The sequence below is a fragment of the Gemmatimonadota bacterium genome (assembly GCA_026706345.1).
GTDB lineage: Bacteria > JAAXHH01 > JAAXHH01 > JAAXHH01 > JAAXHH01 > JAAXHH01.
In genome coordinates this window covers 17,738-41,191 of the sequence record JAPOYX010000198.1, presented here as the reverse complement: position 1 = coordinate 41,191, position 23,454 = coordinate 17,738, and the positions used below count along the sequence as shown (strand labels likewise).

The window sequence follows — 23,454 nt, the reverse complement described above, 5'->3', positions numbered from 1 at the left end:
TGCACACAGCGGAGATATTCATGTCGAGGTTGGCGCGACTACGGCTATCGGGATGGGTAGTTTCCCGGATCGTTATGCCGACGCCATCGGATCGGGTGATTCGCAGATTACCAGCGTGGGCGGTATCAAAGTGGATCCTCGCCTGATTGGTAAGAGCGGATACATGTTCGAAGATCCTTCCGTACTGATCGGTTTCAGTTACTGGTACTATGTTGCCGCGGTGGACAACGAGAGCGCTGTTCAGTATGATTTCGACAATTATGTGCTCGATCAGAGTTCGACGCAGCAGCAGATCGTCCGTACGATCAACGGTCTGGAAAGCTTTTACACGATGAACGCGAACGGCACGGACGGACGCTGGCATGGTCAGTGGCCGTATCGCGGTCTGACCATAGGGCCGCAGGTTCCGGGCCAGGACGTCATCCCGACCACGATCGTTCGAAACAGCGTGGTTAGCGGTCAGGCGGAATTCGCGGATCTGGTCACCGTTGCGCCTAATCCCTTCGTATTCCAGGCCCAGTGGGATTTGGCAACGAGATCGCAGTCCGTGAAGTTCTTCAATATGCCGGTTCCGAGTCGGGTCACGATCTTTGATGCGGCGGGATTGCTGGTTGACCAGTTCTCGTTGCCGACTGCAAAGACGACCGGCGGTGTAGACGAATGGGATTTGAAGAACAATTCGAACGTTCCCGTTTCCAGCGGTCTTTACATCATCGTCATCGAAGCTGAAATTGGCGGCGTGAATTTCACGAAGACCCTGAAACTATACGTCCGGCGGTAAGGAACGGCAAGTCCTGCACTCCCTATGCCCCATGTAGGGTGGCCGGAGTGCAGGACACACCTGATTCAGGGAGGATTTCCAATGAAAGCATTCGTTCGATGGGGTATGATCGCGGGACTGCTGATGGCCCTGTCGGTCCCGGCACATGCCCAGGTTTCCAAAAGCGGAAGCGCCGCGACGAAGTTCTTGACGCTCGATTCTAGCGCGCGCGCCGCCGGACTCGCGTCTTCTGCCACAGCCTATACGGATCTGGGAGCATTCGCCGCACTGACGAATCAGTCAACCATGGTGTTCGTAGAGGGCAGAGGCGCGGTAGGTGTCTCATATACAAAGTACTTTGCAGAAATGACACTGTTCAGCGCCGCCCTGGTGTGGAATCTCGGTGACAACGGTGCCGTCGGTTTAGGTGTGCATTCGCTGCTTTCCGGCGATATACCCTTTACTACCTCGACGGACCCGACGCACCAGTTTGATACGGCTGGTCAGAACTTTACGGTCACCGACCTGGCGATCGGTCCGAGCTACGCGCGTCGATTGACGGATTCCTTCGCGGTCGGCGGATCCGTAAAGTTCATTTCGGAAGGTACGAGTGGCGCGGGCGACGTCGACAGAACGAGCAGGGCAGTCGCGTTCGATGCGGGTACCATTTATACCACCGATTTTAGAAACTTCCGTATTGGCGCGTCGTTTCAGAATTTCGGGCCGGATATGCAGTTTATTGATGAATCCAATGCCAGAGATATTCTGCCGACGACGTTCCGGATCGGGTTCGCTGGCGAACCGGCGTCACTTCCGGTGGGAAGCGTCATGGTCAGTGCCGAACTCTGGAAGCTCCGTGAATTCGATTCCGTACTCAATACGGGAATCGAATGGTGGGTAAATGAGTACCTCGCGGGTCGTGTCGGTTGGAAAGTCGGATACAGCGGCGGCCAGGATGAGGGGCTTTCCGCGGGTGCCGGCCTGAGATTCAGCCAGGGTGAGTTGAGTCTTAACATCGACTACGCATACACCCAGTTCGACCTCCTTGATGATCTACATCGCATTTCCGTTGGCGTTGGCTTCTAGCATGGGTACCAGTAGTAGGCGCTAATGGAATGAAGTAGTAGTGGTCAAGCAGGGGGCAGTAGGAATCCCTCAGTCTGTTCGATGAGGGATTCCGTTTGTATAGAAGAATTGATTGGATCCGTTTGCGGACCGAGCATAGGTGGTTTGTCAGGAAAATGCGATTCCCGTACTTCATATCCATGAGTCTTGCTTCATTGTGCTGTGCTTTCCTCAGCATGGACGCCGCAGCTATTCAGGTCAGCGGGGTGGTTACGGATGGAAAGAAGCCGATTCCTGGTGTTCGCGTGCGGGAACACGGCAGTCCGGATTTTGTGGTCACCGATTCAAACGGAAGGTTTACGCTGGAAATACCAGGCGAACCGGTGCAGGATTTCGTCATCACCGCCGGAAAGGAAGGTTGGATAAATGGCGGCGTCATGGCAGATCCGAAAACCTCATATACAACGATAATCATGGAAAGGGTGCCGGAGGAAGACGATAGCAGTTACGATTTCATCACGCCCCACCGGTCACTGGTTGACCTGCGCACCGAACCCGAAGAGCTGGAGGATTTGCGGATGCAGTCGCATACGGGTTTCGAGGAAGGGTGCAACCTATGCCATTTCGAGCCCACGTGCTACCTGTGCCATCGCGACCTCTATAACCAGTGGAGCACTTCGCAACACGCCAAGGGCGTGGACAATCCGTGGACGATAAACCTCTATGATGGTACGGACGCGGAAGGAAACGAAAACGTTGGTCCGGGTTTCCGGCTGGATTTTCCAGATGACCCGGGAGAATGTGCCGACTGTCACGCGCCGACGGCCGCCATCAACTCGCCCGGGAAGACTGATTTGAAGGTGGTTTACAACCGTACGATCGTCGCCTACCCCACGGAGCAAGGGTACAAGTCACTCGAACGGGCGGAATATGAACGAAAAGCGGGTTCGGTTGACGGCGCCGGTATCCATTGCGACTTCTGCCATAAGATCCAGAACGTGGAGGTCAATGAGAAAGCCGGCGTCAATGGATCCATTACCCTGCATCGAGTCAACATGGCGGAAGAGAGGGAACGGCGACGAATCTCCGGGCGGCTGCCGCCGATGTTCGTGTACGGGCCCTATGATGACGTGATCAACTTTTCTCCCATCCCGGGTATTGAACATACCTCGCCAATGATTGCCAGCTACAATCCCCAGTATCAGAGCAGTGACTACTGTTCTGCCTGCCACCAACACAAGAACGAACACGGCCTTCCGTTCATGGATACTTACCGGGAGTGGAAGGAAAGTCCTTATTCGGCCATGGGAATAGAATGTCAGGACTGTCACATGAAGCCGGAGCTCGGTTACGGTCTGGCTACCTTCGTCGACGGTGACGCCGATAAGTTCTGGACGCCGGTGGCGGACCGGGACGCGGCTACGGTAAAACACCACGACTTTCCGGGTGCGACGGAGAAGCTGCTGGCGAACGCTGCCACCCTGGCCATAGATGCCGTGGCGTCTCAAGGAGAGTTGACCGTCACCATTAACGTGCGCAACGTTAATACGGGACACCATATTCCATCGGGCATTACGATACGGAATATGCTGCTCCTGGTAACGCCGGTACTGGAAAACGGGGATACCCTGCGTTATACCGGGGACCAGCGGGTACCCGTCTACGGCGGAGAAGGCGACCTGAAAGAGGGTAATTACGCCGGGTATCCGGGGAAAGGATTCGCCCTCGTTTTCGGTGACGACAAAGGCAATTCCCATGTCATGGACTGGCAGGCGACCCGCATCGTCGAAGATACCCGGATCAAGGCCCTGGAAAACGATGTCTCCGTCTATACGTTTGAAATGCCGTCCGACGCCGATCGAGTAGATGTCCATACAGACCTGATTTACAGGAGAGCGTTTAAACCGCTCGCGGACCTCAAGAAGTGGACGCAGAAAGACATGACGGTCGCCACCGACGTGACTACGCTCAGGCCACGCAATCAGACCCAAGCTTCCTCGCCGCCACAAGGACAGACCCTTCTCGCCCGCATCCGTTCCTATTTCGACTGACAGGTGCCTGGAAACTGCAGCTCTTCAACCTTTCCCGCTCTGGCTCCGGCCGTCCCGACGTCGAGGCTTAACCCGGTTCGCAGTTCAACTTGGCCTATGCGCAACATCATCTTTTCCGCTCTTCTCCTGTTTATTCCTTTCCTTGCGGATACCGGTCCCTATACCACGATCATATACAATCCTCCCCGGGAACATCCTAGGCAACTGACGCTTGAGGACGAAAACCGTCTTCATAGTGACGTGATGCATTTCCGGAGACGGATCGAAGAAAACAAAGAAGATCCGGATAACTACTTTAACCTGGGGCTTGCCGCCCTGTCTCTTGAAAAGCTGGCTACAGCGGAATCGGCCTTCAGGGTAGTCCTCGAACTGCGGCCCGAGGATGGCGACGCACATTTTAATCTCGGACTGCTTTACGCTCGACAGGAAGAGTACGAAAAGGCGATCGAAGAATTCGGCCGTACAGTGGAACTCGATCCCAAGCGGGCGGATGCGCACTACAACCTGGGGAAGGCCTATCAGATCACCGGCAGGCTGGTGGATTCGATAGCGTCCCTGGTGGAGGCGACTACGCTCGAGCCCGATAATCCCCTCTTTCAGTTTGGCCGCGGATTCACGGAGGAGGAACTCGGCGCTCTGGGCCAGGCGGCCGTTTCCTATGGCAATGCCGTGACCGTTGATCCCGGTTACGTCGAGGCCCATTACGCGATGGGTCGGGTATTGTTCGGTCAGAGGAAACTGGAGGAAGCGAGGGAGTCCTTTCGAAAAGCAATACGGCTCGATCCCGGATTTATAGAAGCTTACATCCAACTCGGTGTCATCGCGCTGAGCGAGGGGAAACCGGACCAGGCCATTCAGGCTTACGAGAATGCTCTACGCGTGGATGAATCATCGGTGGCGGCGCTCGGTGGACTGGGCCTGAGCAACATGCGCATTGGAGAGGCGGAACGAGCGATAGGTTTCTACGAGAAGGCCCTGGCCCTGGATCCTGAATCGGCTTCCCTGCTGTACAATGTCGGTACGGCCTATTTCCTTGCGCAGCGTCATGAAGAAGCGCTGAGCGCTTTCGATCGGGCCATCAAGTCAAACCCCGGCTATTCCGAGCCATATCTGGCGCTGGGCAACGCGCTGAACGCCTTGGGCAGGCAGGGTGAAGCGGTTGGGTTCCTCGACAGATTTCAGCAGCTCAAGACCATCCAGGAAGAGGTGAAAGAGGCGGAAGACCTGGTATTGCTGCATCCGCGCACGGCAGAGGCGCATTACAACCTGGCTACGGCCTTGACGCGCATCGGACGCTATAAGGAGGCGGTCGGTGAATTCAGGATCGCCACGGATCTCGCGCCGGGCTTCGTGGAGGCGTACAACAATCTGGGTGTGACTTATCTACAACTCGGAGAATTCGAGAAAGCCCGCGGCGCCTACCAGCAGTCTATCCTGCTGGATTCGACCTTTGTGGATGCCTACACGAATCTGGCATGGCTCCATACCCGGCATGGTGAAAACCTGGACCGCGCACTGGAGTTGGCTGACAAGGCCTTGAAGATAGCCCCGAACTCCCTTTCCTATGAAACAAAGGCGGTTGTGCTCAACGCCAGAGGGGAGTACAGGGCAGCGGACGAGGCGATGCGGGAAGCGATCCGGATCAAGCCGGAAAACGCCCAACTGTTGAAGAAGTGGGAAGAAATCAAGAGAGATAGAAACGGTTCTTAGAACAGAAGGAGAGGCGCATGAGGCGGTTAAAGTACGTAGTGCTGTCGATCCTCACGGGCGCGGCGCTCGTATCGGGTTGCGGCGACGTCCCCGAGGATGGTCAGTGGCGTGGTAGAATTGAAGTTGTGGCCGGTGTTTCGCGGGTAATCAGCGACGCACCGATCAGACATTCGCCCGATCAGACGGCTGACGTGAATCTGATCGAAGACGTGGTGATAGACGGTCGAGCTGAAGGGATCTTCTCTTCGGTCTTCGGCGTGACTACGGACAAGGATGGCAACATCTACGTCGCCGATGCGGCACAGAAACAGATTCTCAAATTCTCGGACGATGGCAGTTTACTGGCCTCTGTCGGATCGGAAGGAGTTGGCCCCCTTCAGTTCTCGGCGCCGGTGGATATGGTGCTGGATGCCGACCAGAAACTCTATGTGCTGGACAGCGAACTCGACCGTGTAACGGTGTTGAATCCGGATTTTACTTTCGCGGACATCTGGAACACGCAGGTGACCAAGCCCCGCCGCATACGCATCGACGCCGAGGGAAATGTACTCATATTCGTCATTACGCAGCATGAATTGATCTACAAATTCAGTCCATCCGGCGATCCTTTAGACAAATTCTATAATCCTCGCGAGGATCTGCGCCGTATAGGGAACTTCAATCAGTTCATTGCTTATTCAGACGCGGCCATGGAAACAACAGTGGATGGGTATGTCTTCGTTTCAGCGAAACACCCCTACTGGATACGGAAGTTTGATCGCGTAAACGGGCTGGAAATGGAGTTCAATCGAACTACGCCTTTCAAAATGGTTCCAATGGGGCGCTGGGGGGGCGGCGTATTGGGGCCTCCCCCAGTGGGTATTTCGGGTGGATTGGCCTTGTTGCCCGAAGGTCGTATCATGAACACCATAGAGTATCAGGAGTTCGAACAGATAGGCCTTAACGCGTTGGGCACGCCGCGACTCAAGATAACGAAGCTGGATCGGTGGTACGATTTCTTTACGTCGGAAGGAAAGTGGGAGATGACAGCGAAGTTGGATGTAAGCGGCGTTCCCATGCATGTGGATCGCCAGGGCCGCATCTACTTCGTGGAATTGGACGAGGGGCGTGTCGTAAGGTATACGATTTCTTTTCCCGAGGAGTTGAGCCGGTGCAAGGACGTTTCGCAATACTCTTGACGACGGCCGCCTTTATATGCTGCAGTCCGGTGCCTGACGAAGACCATGTGGCCGGCGGTACGTTTGTTGGTTATACCTACTCGGAACAGGCCGTGGTCGATGCCTCCTTAGAAATGGAAGCGCCCTATACGCTGACGTTCAAGGCATACGATCTTGGAGGTAATGCCCGGTTTGTCGTTTACGCGCAGCTGAAAGGCACGGGCGAGTACTATCCTGGCGTCATACGACTCAGCATAGAGGACCCGAACGGGAACATGTTCACGCACTACCACGATACCGTCGGCGAGGCCATAGACAGGCCGATATCGTGGACGCGCCGTGTCCCGGGCATACACGATGCCTCCGTCGAATTCGCGCTAGGCGGCGGCAAGTACGCCCGTGCAAACTTCGAAGTCCCCCTGATCCGTGAACCGGTATCGGGTTTTCTCGTCACCGGAATCGGCCTGGGTGTCCTGGTCCTCGCGGCCATGGCCGTGGTACTTATGAGAAAACGCCGTTGACGCGGGCGCCGGTCGGACGCATGGACGCTGGGAGGATCGGTAGTCTCATGCATGCTATATACCGGGTTCCGGCGTCCCCATGCCCCCGGGTTGCGGCACTTCTCCTCTTCCTGTTCCTCTTCCTTTCCTGCGATTTTGCCGATAACCGGCCGGATTCGATCCGGACGGAGGTGCAATTCACGGACATCGCGCCTTCCGCCGGAATCTCGTTCCGCCATACCAACGGAAAAACGGGCCGGTACTACTTCCTGGAAACGGTCGCGTCCGGTGGTGGATTCATCGACTACGACGGGGACGGCGACCTCGACATCTACCTGCTCAACGGCGCGGCCATCCCGGGTTTTGAGCCGGTTCGGCCCCTGTCCAGCGTTCTCTATCGCAACGAGGCCGACGGATCCTTCGCGGACGTGACCGGCCAGGCCGGCGTGGGCAACGAGGGCGGTTACGGGATGGGCCTGGCCGTCGCGGATTACGACAACGACGGCGACGATGACCTGTTCGTCACGAACTACGGGGAGAACATCCTCTACCGAAACGAGGGGGACGGGACTTTCCGGGACGTGACCGGCCAGGCGGGGTTGTCGGTACCCCGAAATCCCACGTTCTCGACCAGCGCGGCGTTCCTGGATTACGACCGGGACGGGCACCTGGACCTCTACGTCTGCGTGTACGTCGAATTCGACTTCGACACCAACAAGCGCTGCTCCCGGGACGGCATCCAGTCCTACTGCGGACCCGATATCTACGAGGGCGTGGCCGACCTGCTGTACCGGAACAATGGCGACGGGACCTTTTCGGATGTTTCCGTGGCGGCGGGTATCGCCAATCCGGGCGGAAAAGGCCTCGGGGTCGTGGGAGGCGACTACGACGGGGACGGATGGACGGATATATTCGTGGCCAACGACCTGACGCCGGACTTCCTGTACCGGAACAACGGCGACGGCACGTTTACCGACCAGGCCCTGCTGGCGGGCGTGGCGTATGGCGAGGATGGCGTCGCCCGGGCGGGCATGGGGGTGGATATCGGAGACTACGACCGGAACGGGTCGCCGGATATCTACGTGACCAATTTCTCCCTGGAACCCAACTCGCTGCACCGGAACAACGGAAACGGCACGTTCACCGAAACCACTTTCGGCGCGGGCGTAGGCAATCCCACGTTACTTTTCCTGGGATTCGGCACGGCCTTCAAGGATTTCGACCACGATGGCTGGCTGGATATTTTCGCGGCGAACGGCCATGTGATCGACAATATCTCCCTGTTCGATCCGACGATTACTTACGCCCAGACCAATCAGCTGTTCCGGAACGAAGGGAACGGGGCTTTCACCGACGTCAGCGCCGGCGCCGGCGCTGCCTTTCAGGTGGAACGCGTGCACCGCGGCGCGGCTTTCGGCGACGTGGACAACGACGGTGATGTCGATATCCTGGTCACCACGGTGAACGACGTCCCCCTGTTGCTGCGAAACGACGGCGCCGGGGGGCGCGATGTGCGCGGCGGGTCTGACGGAAGCGGCGAAAGCGTCGGGACCGGCGGAAGCGGCGGTCCCGCCAGTCTGCTGGTCTCCACGGAGGGCGTCCGAAGCAATCGCAACGGCATCGGGGCACGGGTTACCGTGGTAACGGACGCCGTGCGACAATCGCGGGAAATCCGGAGCGCCTACAGCTACCTGGCGGCCAACGATCTCAGGGCCCATTTCGGACTCGGCGCCTACGCCGGGGCGGATTCGGTCATGGTGGACTGGCCCGGCGGCACGCGCGATGTCGTTACCGGAGTCGAAGGCGGCCAGTGGATCACGATCCGCGAAGGCGCAGGAATCGTCGCGCAAACGCCGCTTCACCCGCGTTGAAGAATCCGGTCGCCGCCAGCGCCGCCGGGTAGACCGCGACCAGGGCGACTTCCCAGGGCCAGGTGCTGTCGGTGAGGACACCCACCGCGTACAGCACCCCGCATACGAAGATCACCTTGAGCAGCCGTATATACTCGTAGGGTATCGGGTAGTACTTTCGGCCTGCCAGGTACAACCCGGTTACCATCACCGCGTAGGCGGTCGCCGAGGCCGTTGCCGCGCCGTGCATGCCGATTGCCGGGATAAGCCAGAGGTTCGTGAGGATGCATACCAGGGCGGCGGCGGTCGTGATGAAGGGGAGCAGGATGGTCTTCTTCTCCAGGTAGACGCCCACGGTCAGGTTGATGTAGATACCGTACAGTACGTAAGCCGCCAGCAGGATCGGCACCACGCCGATCCCGTCCCAGTACGACGCCTCGATGAGGGTATAGCCTCCGATGGAAAGGCGAACCAGGTCGTCGATCAGGAAGGAAAGCGCCAGGAAGACGCCGCCTGCTATGGCGAGGAAGTAGGTCAGCACGCGGGCGAAGAGCGGCCTGGGGTTTTCCTCCCTGGAAGTCTCCAGGAAGAAAGGCTGCCAGGCCTGCCTGAACATGGTGACGAATATGAGCATGCCGACGCCCAGCTTCCGGGCCGCATGGTAGATACCGAGGGTTTCCGTGCCGGCCATCCGTTCGAGCATCAGCCGGTCGATGGTTTCGATGATGATGATGCAGGCGCCGGCGGGCACGTAGGGCAGGCCGAATTTCAGGAGCCGGCCCATGGTTTCGCGAGACCAGGAGAAAGACAGGTGCCGCAGGGTTATGCCTGCCAGGATGAGGCACACGATCCCCGATCCCGCGATGTTGCTGATCAGAATCCCCTCCAGCCCCATGTCGAGCACGACGACGAGATAGCAGTTTCCACCCAGTTCGATCATCACCTTCATCAGCTTGAGGGAGGCGAACAACGGAGCCCTGCCCTCTCCCCGGAGCCGCGCGAAGGGAATGGCGTTCAAGGCATCCAGCGCCAGTACCGCGGCGGCCAGCTGGACGTACGACGTCAGGGAAGCGGAGACGGCGATAAGGGGCGCTATCCTGGCGGCGAACAGGACGATGATCACGGCGAGCCCGCCCGACGTGACCAGCATGGTGAGATACCCGGTGCTCAGCGTGTCCCGCTTGCGCCCCTCCTCCAGTACGTAGTACCTGAGAAAGGCCGAGTCCATGCCGTAGAGGAAAACGACGTTCGTCAGGGCGATAAAGGTATAGACGAGCCCGTAGTAGCCGAATTCTTCCACGGGCATGACATGGGTGTACACCGGTACCAGCAGATAGGCCATGGACCTGCCGAGCACGTCGCTGAGCCCGTAAATCGCCGAATGGGTGGTGAGTCGTTTGAGGCCTTGAAACATGGATCGCGATTGGCGGACGGCCAGGGTTCTCGTCGCCCATGGAGGGAATCGGTGATCGCTTCGCCTTGTGCACCGTTTCGGGAAACCGGAATCGGACCGGCCGTTCCGGGTGCATGCGCACCAGCGAAATACAGGCGTTGAGCACCGATATGGTACCGATGGCTGTCCGGGACGTCAAGCATTTACGGGTGGGTTTCACCACCCGGGAACCTCGTCGCGGACGTGCGGGCTGATTTCGATATTGAACGCGATCGAGCGAAAAAGGTTCGTTGTCACAACGCTGGTCTTTATCTTGGCGAGGTACCGGGTGGCAGGTTGCTGCGGTCGCGCGGCCGGGACGGGTCGTCGCGGTAATTCATGGTCGTGGCAGCGCGGCGCCGTTGCCCTCGGGATGGTCTAATACCACAAGCGAGCGGGGGCGGCAATGTCGGAAATCATTTACGGTCGGAATCCGGTCAGGACGGCCCTGGAAGCAGGTCGAAGCCTCAACCGGATCCTTATCGCCGACGGCGTATCGCGTCAGGATGTCGCCGACATCCTGGACCTCGCCCGGAAGCAGGGTGTCGTGTTCCAGTTCACGAACCGGCGCCAGCTGGACCGTTTGACCGATGGCAGGCATCAGGGCGTCATCGCCACGGTGGCCGGACACCAGTACGCCGAACTGGCGGATATCCTGGCATCCGCCCGGCGTGCCGAATCTCCCCCCTTCCTGGTCCTGCTGGACGGCATACAGGATCCTCACAACCTCGGTGCGATCATTCGGACCGCGGATGCCGTCCGTGCCGACGGCGTCGTGATTCCCCGTCGTAACGCGGCGGGCCTGACGGCGGCAGCGGTCAAGGCTTCCGCCGGAACCAGCGCCCACATGCCGGTCGCGCGAGTGGCGAACATGAACAACGCCATGCAGACGCTTCGCGACGAGGGGATCTGGCTCATGGGCCTGTCGGCGGACGGTCCTTCTCTTTTCAACAGGGTGGACTATACCGTACCCGTGGCGCTCGTCATAGGCGGCGAAGGAAAGGGACTGAGGCCCCTGGTCCGGCGCAACTGCGACGAGGTGGTGCGGCTCCCTCTCGCCGGGCACGTGGAATCGCTCAACGCGTCCGTGGCGGCCGCCCTCGTTCTGTACGAGGTCTTTCGCCAGCGACAAATCGGTTGACACGGCGGCCCCGGAGTGTTATGCTAACGCCTTGATTTTTAGGCGAAACGACCTGCAGACAGGGGCTGAACGGAGTAAAGGAGCACGGGAGCGTCATGGCGAACCATGTATACTACTTTGGCGGCGGCGAGGCGGACGGATCCGCGGACTTGCGGGAGCTTCTGGGCGGCAAGGGCGCCAACCTGGCCGAGATGAGCCACCTCGGGATTCCCGTTCCGGCGGGTTTCACCATATCTACGGAGATATGCACGTATTACTACGGCCACGATCGCGGGTATCCGGCGGAACTCGAGGAGCAGATCCGGCAGGCGATGGCGCAGGTGGAATCCGTCATGGACGCCGGTTTCGGCAGCGCGGACAACCCGCTGCTGGTGTCCGTTCGGTCCGGGTCCCGTTCCTCCATGCCCGGTATGATGGACACGATTCTGAATCTCGGCCTGAACGATGTCACCGTCGAGGGACTGATCGCGCAGTCGGGAGACGAACGCTTCGCCTACGACAGCTACCGGCGATTCGTGCAGATGTACGGCGACGTGGTCATGGGCGTGCGTCCGTCGGACGATGAAGATCACGATCCCTTTGAAGCGCTGCTGGAACGCGGGAAGGCCCGCGCGGGCGTCACGCAGGACATGGAACTCGGGGCCGCCGATCTGAAGGCGCTGGTCGCCGAGTTCAAGGCCGAGATCAAGGCGCGGACGGGCGCCGATTTCCCCGACGATCCCCGCGAGCAGCTCTGGGGCGCTATCGGGGCCGTGTTCGGCTCGTGGAACAACGAACGCGCCGTGGTGTACCGGAAGCTGAACAACATACCGGACGAATGGGGCACGGCCGTCAACGTGCAGGCCATGGTCTACGGCAACATGGGTGACGACTGCGCCACGGGAGTCGCTTTCAGCCGCGATCCGGCGACCGGCGAGAGGCGGTTCTACGGCGAATACCTCATCAACGCCCAGGGCGAGGACGTCGTGGCGGGCATTCGGACGCCCAGGCCCATCGCGCAGCTTCGGGACGAAATGCCGGACGCCTATGATCAACTGGTCCGCATCTGCGATACGCTGGAGTCTCATTACAAGGATATGCAGGATATCGAATTCACTATCCAGCGCGGCACCCTGTGGATGTTGCAGTGCCGTGTCGGGAAGCGTACCGGCTTCTCCGCCATCACCATCGCGGTGGACATGGTCAGGGAAGGGCTGATCGACGAGCGGGAAGCCCTGCGGCGCGTGGAACCCGACCAGCTCGACCAGTTGCTGCGTCCCGTGTTCGACGTGGAGGCAAAGCGCCGGGCCGAGAACGAGGGACACGTCCTCGCACGGGGGCTCAACGCCGGTCCGGGCGCGGCGGCGGGCAAGGTGGTGTTCAATGCCCGCGATGCGGAGGCCTGGGCGGACGGCGGCGATCCGGTCATCCTCGTTCGTATCGAAACCTCACCCGAAGACATACGGGGCATGAACGCCGCATCGGGTATCCTGACCGCCCGGGGCGGCATGACGAGCCACGCCGCGCTGGTCGCCCGCCAGATGGGCAAGGTCTGCGTCGCCGGCTGCGGCGAGCTGGACATCGACTACGCCACGCGGCAGATGCGCGTCGGCGACCGGGTGATCGCCGAAGGAGACTACATCTCCATCGACGGATCTACCGGGGAAGTTATAGCAGGAGCCCTCCCGACCATTCCCTCCGAAGTGTTGCAGGTCCTGTTGCAGCAAACCATGCCGGCCGAGGACTCGGAGGTCTATCAGCGGTATGAAAGCCTGATGGCCTGGGCGGACCGGACCCGCCGGCTGAGGGTGCGGACCAACGCGGATCAGCCCGATCAGTCGGCCACCGCGCGCGCCTTCGGCGCCGAGGGCATCGGCCTGTGCCGGACGGAACACATGTTCTTCGAGGAGGACCGGATCGATTCGGTCCGCGAGATGATCCTGGCCGATGACGAGGCCGGCCGCCGGAAGGCGCTGGCCAGGCTGCTGCCCATTCAAAGAAGCGATTTCATCGGGATTTTCGAGGTCATGGACGGCTATCCGGTCACGATACGCACGCTCGACCCTCCCCTGCACGAGTTTCTGCCCCACGAGGCCGGGGCCATTGAGCAACTCGCGGCGCAGACCGGGGTGTCCGTCGAGCGTTTCCAGCGAAAGCTGGAGGACCTGAGGGAAGCCAATCCCATGCTCGGCCATCGAGGATGCAGGCTGGGCATCGCCTACCCCGAGATCACGGAGATGCAGGCTCGAGCCATCTTCGAAGCCGCGAGCGACTGCCGGAAACGCGGCATCAAGGCCATTCCCGAGATCATGATCCCCCTGGTCGGGCACATCAACGAGCTGCGTCTGCAGGCCGACGTCGTCCGCCGGACGGCCCGGGAAGTGCAGGATGAGACCGGCGTGGAGGTGGACTACCAGATCGGTACCATGATCGAACTGCCGCGGGCGGCGCTGACGGCCCACGAAATTGCGGAGGAGGCGGAGTTCTTCTCCTTCGGGACGAACGATCTGACGCAGACGACATTCGGTCTCTCCCGCGACGACGCGAAATTCATCCCGGACTATCTGCACGCCGAGATCTGGCCGGAAGATCCTTTCGTCAGCATCGACGGCAGCGGCGTCGGCGAACTGGTGAGAATCGGCGTCGAGCGGGGCCGGACCACGCGGGACGGCATGAAGGTGGGCATCTGCGGCGAACACGGCGGAGATCCCGCTTCAGTCGAATTCTGCCACGGTGTGGACCTGGACTACGTCAGCTGCTCCCCGTACCGTGTGCCCATCGCCTGCCTGGCCGCGGCCCGGGCGGCGCTGTCCGACTAGGGCGTCTGGTTCGCGCGCCCTCTTCAGTACCTTCATTGTCCGCGCGGAGACGTAGCGGCACCATGCCGCGGGACACCGGAATCATGTGGGAACTCTTCTGGCGGTTCCTGGCCCTGGGATGTGTCAGTTTCGGCGGTCCCGCCGCCCATATGGGGTACTTCCGTGCCGTTTTCGTGGAGCGGTTGAAGTGGCTGGACGAAGCGGCCTACGGCCGGCTCATCGCCCTGAGCCAGTTCCTTCCCGGACCTTCATCCAGCCAGGTCGGCTTTGCCATCGGATACCAGCGGGCGGGCGTCGCCGGCGGCGCTGCCGTCTTCCTGGGTTTCACGCTGCCGTCTTTCCTTCTGCTGTTCCTGCTCGCGACGGCCGGCGGAACGCTGACGGACACGGTCTATTTCGGCGGATTCGTCAAGGGGTTGAAACTGCTGGCCGTGGTCGTGGTCGCAGACGCCGTCCTGGGCATGTATTCCAACTTTTGCAGGAGCCGGCTCACCGGGGCGCTCTGCATACTGACCGCGTCGGCCCTGTTGATCGCCCCCTTGATGGCGACCCAGTTCGCGGTCCTGGCGACAGGTGCGCTGGTCGGCTGGCGTTTTCTACGCGCGCCAGACGCTCCGCCCGGAGGTAGGCTCCGGTTCTCGTGGCTTCCGCTGACGCTCTTCTTTATCCTCCTCCTCGGCCTGCCGTTTTTGGTAAACCTGTCGCCGTCTGTCGACCTGCTTTCCCGGTTTTACCAGACCGGAAGCCTGGTATTCGGAGGTGGACACGTTGTATTGCCGTTGCTTCAGCAGACGGTGGGCGAGGCGCTTTCCATCGATCGTTTCCTGCTCGGATACGCGGCCGCCCAGGCTATCCCCGGTCCCATGTTCGCCATGTCCGCGTTCCTCGGCGCCGAAATGATGCCGGACCAGGCACTGACCGGGGCACTGATAGCGGCCCTGGGGATTTTCTTACCGGGATTCCTGCTGATCGTGGCCTTTCACGATACCTGGGAGACCCTGGCGAAAAAACCAGGCGCGGCCGGCGCCGTCGCGGGCGTCAACGCATCGGTGGTCGGGCTCCTGCTGGCCGCGCTTTACCAGCCCGTGTTCGTCAACGCGGTTTTTTCAGCCATGGATCTCTCGCTCGTCATCATCGGGTTTTTCATGTTGCGGGTGATTCATTTGCCCATTCTGGCGCTGGTCGCGTTCTTTGCCATTGCGGGGGTGTTGGCAGCCGTCCCGGGTTGACGAATCCGCGATCGTCCAGGCAATCATCTTGCGCGATGACAGTTACGTGGTCCGAAGGACGCAGCCCTGGTGATTGGATCGAAATGGCGGGCCTACGGCCAGGCCTCGCAACCGGAAAACGCCATGTGCGTTCCGGTCTCGTACGCGGGAAACCGCCGGTAGGTATTGATCCCCTCGACGGGAGTGCCGCGGAACAGGAAAAGACAGGGCCATTCCCGCGTGACCTTCGTCGTCGCGGGCATGTACTGGATCGAGCCGCCCCGCCTCCACGCGTCGCTCTCGTTCGGATTGGAACCATGCAACAGCAGCGGGTGATGGACCGAGACGTCACCGGGCGACAGCACCAGGTCGACCGCCTGGTTTTCGTCGAACGCGTCCGGATCGGCCCGGTTGAGGATGTAGTTGTCTTTTTTCTCCGGTGAGTGGCTGTGCAGACCGGATCTGTGCGATCCGGGGATCACGCGAACACAACCGTTGGAGGGCAGCGAAGCGGTGATGGCGAACCAGATGGTGATGACTTCCATCGGCTCGAGGGGCCAGTAGTGTCCGTCCTGATGCCACAGGACGCCCTTGCCCCTTCGGGGCGGCTTGCAGATGTAGTCCGCCGCGAAGAATGCCACGTTCGGACCGACCAGGGCTTCCGCCACGTCCAGCAGGTTGCGGTCGCTGAGGAAACGGACCCAGAAGGGATCGCCGGCAATGAGCCAGTGTCCCAGCGATTCGGGAGGCAGTTCGGGATGGCGGTCCATCAGCCAGTCGATATGCCGGTCGACTTCTCGAACAAGGTCGGCCGGAAGAACATTTCGGACGATTACGAATCCATCCCGTTCGTAGTCTTTCCCGATGCCCTTCAGATCGGGATATGAGTAATCGGGCATCTGGACTTACCTCGCATCCAAACCGGCGGCCGTCGATGGGGAACCGGATGAGCCGGGTGAATCCATTGACAATCTACGGGTTCCATACGATATAGAGAAGAGGTTTACTGCTGTTTCGATATCGAGTAAACGCTCCCCCTTCAAGTTAAGGCCCATGCGACGAATCCTCTTATACCTCTTGGTATTCGTATTTCTTTCGGCCCCGGAAATCTCCGCCCAGCGGGTCAACTCCATTGGCGTCGAATTGCCCGAAGATGCCGCGCCGCCGGAGCGGCAGCGGTTGCGGTTTTTCGAGATGGACGGGACGTACATGGAGTGGTTCAAGACCATATACAAGCGCAGTCCGGCCACGAATCTCATATCCGAGCCGCTGGTCCGCCAGGACCATAACTACGATCTGGTACCGGCCGCCGCCAGGTCCTGGGAGGCCACGCCGGACGGATACACCTGGCTTTTCCACCTGCGGTCCGGGATGCAGTGGGACGACGGCCGGCCCTTCACCGCCCACGACTACGTCTTTACCTTTCGCCGGGGGGCGGACCCTGACAACGCCTACGATTTCGAATGGCACTACCAGATCATCAAGAACTGGAACGCCGTGGTCGCCCGCCAACTGCCCGTCGATTCGCTGGGCGTGGAGGCGATAGACGATACGACGCTGGCCGTCCATACCGAGCAGCCCGTACCCTACCTGCCCTATAACCTCATCATGAGCTGGGCTTCGCCGGAGCACGCCGTGGCCAAGTACGGCGAGGAGTGGTCCACCCGGGCCGAGACCCACGTGTCTTCCGGACCGTTCAAGCTCACGGAATGGCGCAAGAACGAAATCATCATCCTGGACGCCAACCCGATGTACCGGGGCTCGATGCCGCCCTTTCTCGACCAGGTGATCATCCGGGTGTTTTCCCAGTCGGCCGTGCCGCTCATGCTCTCGGCATATACGGCCGACGAGGTGGACATGATCCTCCTGAATGGGCAGGCGTCCCTGGGGAGGGTCAAGAGCGACCCGGTGCTCCGCCATGAACTACATTCCATGGTCAACTTCGTTACGTTCTACATGACCATGGATACGTACAATCCGCCTTTCGACGACCTGCGCGTCCGGAAAGCCTTCGCCCATTCCATCGACCGGACGGCTCTGATGGACTCCGCCCTGAAGGACGTGGGCGTTTCGGCCTACAGCATGCTGGCCCCCGGTTTCCCGGGCTCGAGACCGGAGGTCTTCCGCAATATGCTGCCCTACGATCCCGATCGCGCCAGGCAGTTGATGGCAGAGGCGGGATATCCCGACGGCAAGGGGTTTCCCCAGGTCGACATCTGGATCCGTGCCCACGATTCCCATACCACCCGCCTGCCCGCCGAGGCCATCCAGGCGATGATCGCCGAAGCGCTGAACGTCCGGGTCGGGGTCCGGGTCATCGAACGCAAGGTGTTCACGGACGGCCTGAACAACCACGAAGTGACGCTGGCCCTGGTGGCCTACAGCCAGGATTTCCCGGATCCGGCCAACCTCCTCGGGCTCTGGCGGTCAAGCGGCCGCCACGCCTGGCACGACGATACCTTCGAACGGCTTATTCGCGAGGGCAACGAGTTCATGGGTCCGCCCGAGGAAAGGTACGCCATCTACCACGCCGCCGAACGCAGGCTCGTGGAGGACGTGGGCGGCATCTTCCTCTGGTTTCCGGTAGAACACCGTCTCTGGAAACCCGATTTCTACAGCCCTACCCTCCTCCCCAACCGGCTCGGCATGGAAGTCTGGTCCAACCTGACCTGGATGAACGGCTATTTCAGGGATACGGACCGTGCGGCGGCGGATCAGCCGGACGGCCGCGGCCTCTGGGACTGGCTGAAATCCGCCCTGGACTGACGTGAATGATGGTGAATGGCGGTTTTGCGCGCGATGACCTGTACCTACTGCAGGGGGGTTGAGAACTCTTCCAGCGCTTCATCGTCGATCCGGACGCCCAGGCCGGGCTGGTCCGTCACCGGAAACGCGCCGCCTGTGGGTTGCGGGGCTTCCAGCGCGTAGCGGCACCGCGTGGGATAGGATTCGTGACCGTGTTCCATGATCAGGAAGTTGGGGATGGCCGCGGAGAGTTGGATGGTCGCGGCGATGGACAGCAGTCCGCCGCCCCCGATGTGGGGCGACACGGGGATGTTGTAGGTCTCCGCGAGCACGGCGATACGTTTCCCCTCGGTCAGCCCCGTACGGCCGATATCGGGCATCACCACATCGCAGGTCCTCCTTTCGAAGGCTTCCTTCATCTCGAACCGGGTGCGGTACCACTCTCCGTTGGCGACGTGCATGTCCAGCGCCCGGGTCACGGCCGCGTGACCCGCCAGGTCTTCGGGTAAGGTCGGCGCCTCCAGCCAGTAGACGTCCAGCGCTTCCAGTTCCCTGCCTAGCCTGATCGCCTCGGCCACGTCGAATTCGGTGTGCACGTCCACCATGACGGCAATGTCCGGACCGACGCGTTCGCGGACGGCCGCGGCGATGGCCACTGTTCCCTTGCGGTCCCTTGCCGGGGAAAGTTTCAGACCGCGGTAGCCCGCGGCCACGAGGCTTTCGGCTCGGTCCGCCGCGGTGCCGGGGTCGCGGCCGGCGCATCCCGAATAAAGTTCAACCCGGTCCCGAAACCGCCCCCCGAGCAGTTTATGCACCGGCAGGTCCAGCGCCTTGCCTTTCAAGTCCCACAGCGCAATGTCGCACGCGGCGAGGGCGTCGACGTAGAAGCCGGTCGGATGTCCCCTTTCCCGCATGCCTTCGAAAAGGTATTGCCAGAGGTATTCCACGTCGAACGGGTCCGCGCCGATCAGGACGGGACGGCACAGGTCTTCCACGATGTTTCGTGTAGAATCAGGTAAAATGGGACTTTGCCCCTCGCCGTAGCCGACGAGACCGTCGTCGGTCATTACACGCACCACCAGGGTCTCGTGCATGTCGGACTTGAAGGCATGCCTGGCCTCCGGTATGAAATACGCGGAGGACGCGCCGGGTTCAGCGGATACGCCGCCACGCGCGCCGGGGCCGACTTCACGCAATTCCTGGCCGGCTTCTCTCGGGATTCGTACCGCGAAGGCTTCGACATTCAAGATCTTCATGGGGGTTAATCCTCCGGTCTCTCACCGGCGGGCGCCATCTTCACCAGCCTGGGATCGAATCGGGCCACCACTTCCACCAGGTCGGTCTGTGCCGCCATCACCGCTTCGATATTCTTGTATACAAAGGGGACTTCGTCGAGGCCGGCGGACATGAGCGTGACGCCTTTCTCCCGGAGCATCCGGTTGGCGTCCTGCCAGTTCAGACTCCGGATCGCCCTTTTGCGGCTCATCACGCGGCCGGCGCCGTGGGCGGCCGAATTCATGGCGTCCCGGCTCCCCTTCCCGCGGACCACGTAGGCGGGGCTCGCCATCGAGCCGGGTATGATGCCCAGTACGCCACGGCCGGCCGGCGTGGCGCCTTTACGGTGCACGATCGCTTTCCGGTCCGGTTTCCATTGCCCGTGCTGGCCGGTCTGGCCGGGCTGACCAGGCTGGCCGGGGACGTCGATCCTTTCCTTCCACGCGAAGTTATGGTGATTCTCCAGGTCCAGCAACACTTCCGCGCCCAGGTGGCCGGCCATGTGGCGGTGTATGCACGCGTGGTTGGCCGCCGCGTAGTGGCCCATGAGCTCCATGGCCGCCCAGTACTCCTGTCCCGGCTCGGTGTCCAGGTCCAGCCACGCGAGATGCCGCTGTTCCCTGGACAACTCGGGGCGCAGGGACATGGCCAGCCTGCTGTAATGGGAGGCGACCATGGCCCCGGTCCCCCGGCTTCCGCTGTGGGAAAGCAGCGCCAGGTAGGTACCGGTATCCAGCCCTTTTAGCGGTTCGTGCAGGGTCAACTCTCCGAATTCGACGAAATGGTTGCCGCTTCCGCTGGTGCCCAACTGGCTCCAGGCCTTGTCCCTGGCTTTCCTGGTCACGGGGGAGACGGTCCAGTTCCGGTCGAGGACCGGGTGGTTTCGGCGTTTCTTGAACCGGGCCCCCACGCCAAAGCGCGTCTCGGCGGAGATGGCCTTCTTCAGCCGGTCCGTTCCCCGGTCATGCCGCAGCGTATTCAGCGGCAAGTCCAGGACGGTCAGCTTCATCCGGCAGGCGATGTCGACCCCCACGGCGTAGGGAATGACGGCGTTGTCCGTGGCCAGCACGCCGCCGATGGGCAGGCCGTAACCCACGTGGGCGTCCGGCATCAGCGCGCCGGCCAGGGCCACGGGCAGGGAACAGGCCCGTTCCATCTGCTGAACCGACTGCGCGTCCAGGTCGCGTCCCCACTGCCGGTAGGGTACAGGTTTTGCCAATGAGCCAGCGTCCTCGTTACAAGGTTCAAGTCGAATACGAATCGAATTCGCAGGGGCCCGGCGGATCAGAATCCGATGATCTGTCGGCCGCTGAAGGTGAACCGGTACATAAGCCGTTCGTAGCGTGTATCATCGAAGGGCGTGGGGGCGTGCAGCGTGCACCGGTTGTCCCAGACCACCAGATCGCCCGGACGCCACCGGTGCATATAGGTGAAATCCCTGCCCGTCGCGTGGGACTGCAGGCTGTTCAGGAGTGCATTTCCTTCGGCTTTGTCCATGCCTTCGACGGATTCGATGTGGCAGAGGGGCAGGTAAAGGGATTTCCGTCCGGTCTCCGGATGCCGCGCGACCAGGGGCCGGGCGATTGGAGGAAACTGCTCGAGCAGCGCCTCGCTGAGTGGCGGCCGGTGCGGATTCTTCTTCCTGAGCAGTTCGTTGAGGTGGTTGTAGGAATGGACGGTCTGGATTGAATCGATACGTGCTTTGACATCGTCCGGCAGATCCTCATAGGCCGCGGTCATGCCCGCGAAGCCGGTCTCCCCGCCTTCCGGAGGCGTACGGATGCAGAACAGGCAGGACCCGATCGGCTGGGGATGGCGGAAAGAATCGTCCATGTGCCACAGCAGCGGTGGCGGGTCCGCCTGGATGAAGAGCGCGGTGTACTTTCCGTTCTCCTTCGTGTTTCCGATGCGCAGTATATCGGGGTAACCCGGAACCAGGAATGCCGGATCGTATTTCTCGTTGCCCTCGGGCGTCCCGAACCGGGTCACGAAACGGCGGAGATGGGCAGGTTCGATGTGGGCTTGATCGCGAATGACGATCAGCCCGCCCGCTTCGTGAAACGCGTCCATGGCCTCGTTGACCATGGCTTCATCGAGCCGCGCGAGATTCAGATCCCCGAGTTCGGCTCCGAAGCCGGATTGGGTGAGGGTGGCGTACTTGGACTTAGTGGTCATGCCGGATGCGTTCCTGATGGTTTGATCTGGCTGAAGGGACGCCTCGATTCGGCGAACTTCCGTCAGTTCAGCGCAGTTTTCCGCGGCCGAGGATGGGCCAGACGGTTTCAACGACCCCGTTGCGGATCCCATAGAGGTGATCGTGGAGAAACAGGGTGACGTCGGTGTAAGCCACCATGAGGTCCAGTTTGTCTCCGACGGCGATCTCGTGATTCGGTCCGTTGAAGGTCACGGTCCCGTGTTCCGCGGACATGCGCACGGTCTCCACACCCTCGACGCCCACCGGCATGGGCATGCCGAACCACGCGGGCACCGTCTTGAACCCGGCGTCCACGATCAGGCGGTCCGGTTCGGGGCGGCTGGTGACCGTCACCTGCACGAAGATGGCCGGGTCGGTGCGAACCCCCCACAGGGTATACATCACGTCGTTGAAGATCGCACCGCCCGCCTGAATCTCGGTGATCCCGTCCAGGTCGGGGGTGACCGAAAGCGTGCCGCTTCCTCCGCCGCTCACGATGTCGCAGGGCAGTCCCGCGGCCCTGCAGCGCTGCGCGGAGTCCACGAGATCTCCCACGGCCCGCCTGATCTCTCCGTGCTTCCAGTCGGAATTTTCGTCCACGCAGGCGTGTCCCTCCCAGGCCATGACGCCCCGGAACCGCAGGCCGGGGGCCTGGTGGACCTTTCGGGCGAGTTCGACGACCGGTTCGCCGGGCCGGACTCCGGCGCGTTCCATCCCCGTGTTCAGTTCGATGAGCACGCCGACTTCGACGCCGGTTTCGCGCGCGATACGGCCGAGTTCCTCCAGCGTGGCGTCGCTGTCGACGGCGACCTTCACGTCCGCCTGCCTGCAGAGATGGGTCAGACGAGTATACTTTTGCGGTCCCACCACCTGGTTGGCGATCAGGATGTCCTCGATGCCTCCCGCGACCATGACCTCGGCCTCGCCGAGCTTGGCGCAGGTGACCCCGATGGCCCCGGCCTTCAATAACCTGTGGGCGATTGCCGGAATCTTGACCCCCTTGATATGCGGGCGCCAGTCCACGCCGGCTTTCTTCAGCCGTTGTCCCACGGTACAGATATTGTCCTCGAGACGGTCCAGGTCTACCCACAGAACCGGTGTATCCAGATCCTCCTTGCGCATTCCAATCTCGTCCAAAGTGTGTTCCCCTCTCATGGCCTTCCGTTAGCGGTGCGTCCCATCGATTGCCAGGCCAACGGCTGTCTCTGGCAGATGAGAGCGAAAAAGACAAATCGTTCGAGAATTCGATGATATTACAGACTGTTCACTGTGTACCACCTCGGCAACGCTCCGTCAAGGACGTTTAGTGTATCGGCGCCCAATCGCAGGAGGATATCATGGAGTTTGCGGGACTGTTGATTCAACCGGCCGTGTTGCTGGCGGCCTTCGTCTTCTTCTGGCGGGAAGCCAAGGCGGGCCGGCAGGAACTGAGGGTCGAGATGCATAGCATGGAAACCCGTATTCGGGAAGATATCGGGAAGTTAGAGCACCGGATCGCCCGAATTGAAGATATCATGCTCAGTCAGCGTCATACTTCGTAACCAGTTCACAAAACGGATTTCGCCGAT

General features: G+C 60.9%; 18 protein-coding genes. 12 read left to right on the top strand and 6 right to left on the bottom strand.

Features of this window, described 5'->3' with window-relative positions; translation table 11 throughout:
• From OXG98_13330 to OXG98_13300, 7 genes are all read left to right on the top strand, one after another.
• Positions 1 to 781, top strand: a 781-nt coding sequence (locus OXG98_13330) for a hypothetical protein (GenBank protein MCY3772986.1), incomplete at its 5' end; no start/stop codon positions are given.
• Between the two features lie 81 nt (positions 782 to 862).
• On the top strand, positions 863 to 1,846 hold the full coding sequence (locus OXG98_13325) for a PorV/PorQ family protein (GenBank protein MCY3772985.1): 984 nt from the start codon (positions 863 to 865) through the stop codon (positions 1,844 to 1,846).
• A gap of 416 nt (positions 1,847 to 2,262) precedes the next feature.
• Positions 2,263 to 3,876, top strand: a complete 1,614-nt coding sequence (locus OXG98_13320; GenBank protein ID MCY3772984.1) for a multiheme c-type cytochrome — start codon at positions 2,263 to 2,265, stop codon at positions 3,874 to 3,876.
• A gap of 96 nt (positions 3,877 to 3,972) precedes the next feature.
• Complete coding sequence (locus tag OXG98_13315) at positions 3,973 to 5,586, top strand: tetratricopeptide repeat protein (protein ID MCY3772983.1); 1,614 nt, start codon at positions 3,973 to 3,975, stop codon at positions 5,584 to 5,586.
• Between the two features lie 17 nt (positions 5,587 to 5,603).
• The gene (locus tag OXG98_13310; protein ID MCY3772982.1) at positions 5,604 to 6,764 is read left to right on the top strand and encodes a 6-bladed beta-propeller; all 1,161 of its coding nucleotides are present in this window, start codon (positions 5,604 to 5,606) and stop codon (positions 6,762 to 6,764) included.
• Positions 6,765 to 6,811: 47 nt separating this feature from the next.
• Positions 6,812 to 7,264, top strand: coding sequence for a hypothetical protein (locus OXG98_13305; protein ID MCY3772981.1), 453 nt, complete (start codon positions 6,812 to 6,814; stop codon positions 7,262 to 7,264).
• Between the two features lie 47 nt (positions 7,265 to 7,311).
• Positions 7,312 to 9,114, top strand: a complete 1,803-nt coding sequence (locus OXG98_13300) for a CRTAC1 family protein (protein ID MCY3772980.1) — start codon at positions 7,312 to 7,314, stop codon at positions 9,112 to 9,114.
• Here OXG98_13300 and OXG98_13295 read toward each other — a convergent pair.
• Positions 9,059 to 10,507: a lipopolysaccharide biosynthesis protein gene (locus OXG98_13295; protein MCY3772979.1), complete on the bottom strand. Its 1,449-nt coding sequence runs from the start codon at positions 10,505 to 10,507 to the stop codon at positions 9,059 to 9,061. The genes OXG98_13300 and OXG98_13295 overlap by 56 nt on opposite strands.
• A 424-nt stretch (positions 10,508 to 10,931) precedes the next feature.
• Here OXG98_13295 and rlmB point away from each other — a divergent pair, with 424 nt between their 5' ends.
• The 3 genes from rlmB (at position 10,932) to chrA (ending at position 15,693) form a co-directional block, all read left to right on the top strand.
• Positions 10,932 to 11,666, top strand: a complete 735-nt coding sequence (gene rlmB / locus OXG98_13290) for a 23S rRNA (guanosine(2251)-2'-O)-methyltransferase RlmB (protein MCY3772978.1) — start codon at positions 10,932 to 10,934, stop codon at positions 11,664 to 11,666.
• A 95-nt stretch (positions 11,667 to 11,761) separates the two neighbouring features.
• Positions 11,762 to 14,464: a pyruvate, phosphate dikinase gene (gene ppdK / locus OXG98_13285; protein MCY3772977.1), complete on the top strand. Its 2,703-nt coding sequence runs from the start codon at positions 11,762 to 11,764 to the stop codon at positions 14,462 to 14,464.
• A 62-nt stretch (positions 14,465 to 14,526) separates the two neighbouring features.
• On the top strand, positions 14,527 to 15,693 hold the full coding sequence (gene chrA, locus OXG98_13280) for a chromate efflux transporter (protein ID MCY3772976.1): 1,167 nt from the start codon (positions 14,527 to 14,529) through the stop codon (positions 15,691 to 15,693).
• 92 nt (positions 15,694 to 15,785) lie between these two features.
• Here the strand turns inward: chrA and OXG98_13275 are convergent, their stop codons facing one another.
• Positions 15,786 to 16,571: a phytanoyl-CoA dioxygenase family protein gene (locus OXG98_13275; GenBank protein MCY3772975.1), complete on the bottom strand. Its 786-nt coding sequence runs from the start codon at positions 16,569 to 16,571 to the stop codon at positions 15,786 to 15,788.
• Between the two features lie 154 nt (positions 16,572 to 16,725).
• Between OXG98_13275 and OXG98_13270 the strand changes: the two genes are divergently transcribed.
• A complete protein-coding gene (locus OXG98_13270) occupies positions 16,726 to 18,438 on the top strand; it encodes a peptide ABC transporter substrate-binding protein (protein ID MCY3772974.1) in 1,713 nt (570 codons plus the stop codon).
• Between the two features lie 44 nt (positions 18,439 to 18,482).
• On the opposite strand, the gene OXG98_13265 is transcribed toward OXG98_13270, so the two are convergent.
• The 4 genes from OXG98_13265 to OXG98_13250 all read right to left on the bottom strand — a co-directional run bounded on the left by OXG98_13265 (position 18,483) and on the right by OXG98_13250 (position 23,008).
• Positions 18,483 to 19,673, bottom strand: coding sequence for a mandelate racemase/muconate lactonizing enzyme family protein (locus tag OXG98_13265; protein ID MCY3772973.1), 1,191 nt, complete (start codon positions 19,671 to 19,673; stop codon positions 18,483 to 18,485).
• 5 nt (positions 19,674 to 19,678) lie between these two features.
• A complete protein-coding gene (locus tag OXG98_13260; protein MCY3772972.1) occupies positions 19,679 to 20,911 on the bottom strand; it encodes an RtcB family protein in 1,233 nt (410 codons plus the stop codon).
• Between the two features lie 65 nt (positions 20,912 to 20,976).
• On the bottom strand, positions 20,977 to 21,867 hold the full coding sequence (locus tag OXG98_13255) for a TauD/TfdA family dioxygenase (GenBank protein ID MCY3772971.1): 891 nt from the start codon (positions 21,865 to 21,867) through the stop codon (positions 20,977 to 20,979).
• Positions 21,868 to 21,934: 67 nt separating this feature from the next.
• Positions 21,935 to 23,008 carry a DSD1 family PLP-dependent enzyme gene (locus tag OXG98_13250; protein MCY3772970.1) on the bottom strand — a complete coding sequence of 358 codons (1,074 nt, stop codon included), beginning with the start codon at positions 23,006 to 23,008 and terminating at the stop codon, positions 21,935 to 21,937.
• A 215-nt stretch (positions 23,009 to 23,223) separates the two neighbouring features.
• On the opposite strand from OXG98_13250, the gene OXG98_13245 reads away from it, so the two are divergent.
• Positions 23,224 to 23,427 carry a hypothetical protein gene (locus OXG98_13245; GenBank protein ID MCY3772969.1) on the top strand — a complete coding sequence of 68 codons (204 nt, stop codon included), beginning with the start codon at positions 23,224 to 23,226 and terminating at the stop codon, positions 23,425 to 23,427.
• Positions 23,428 to 23,454 lie beyond the last annotated feature (27 nt).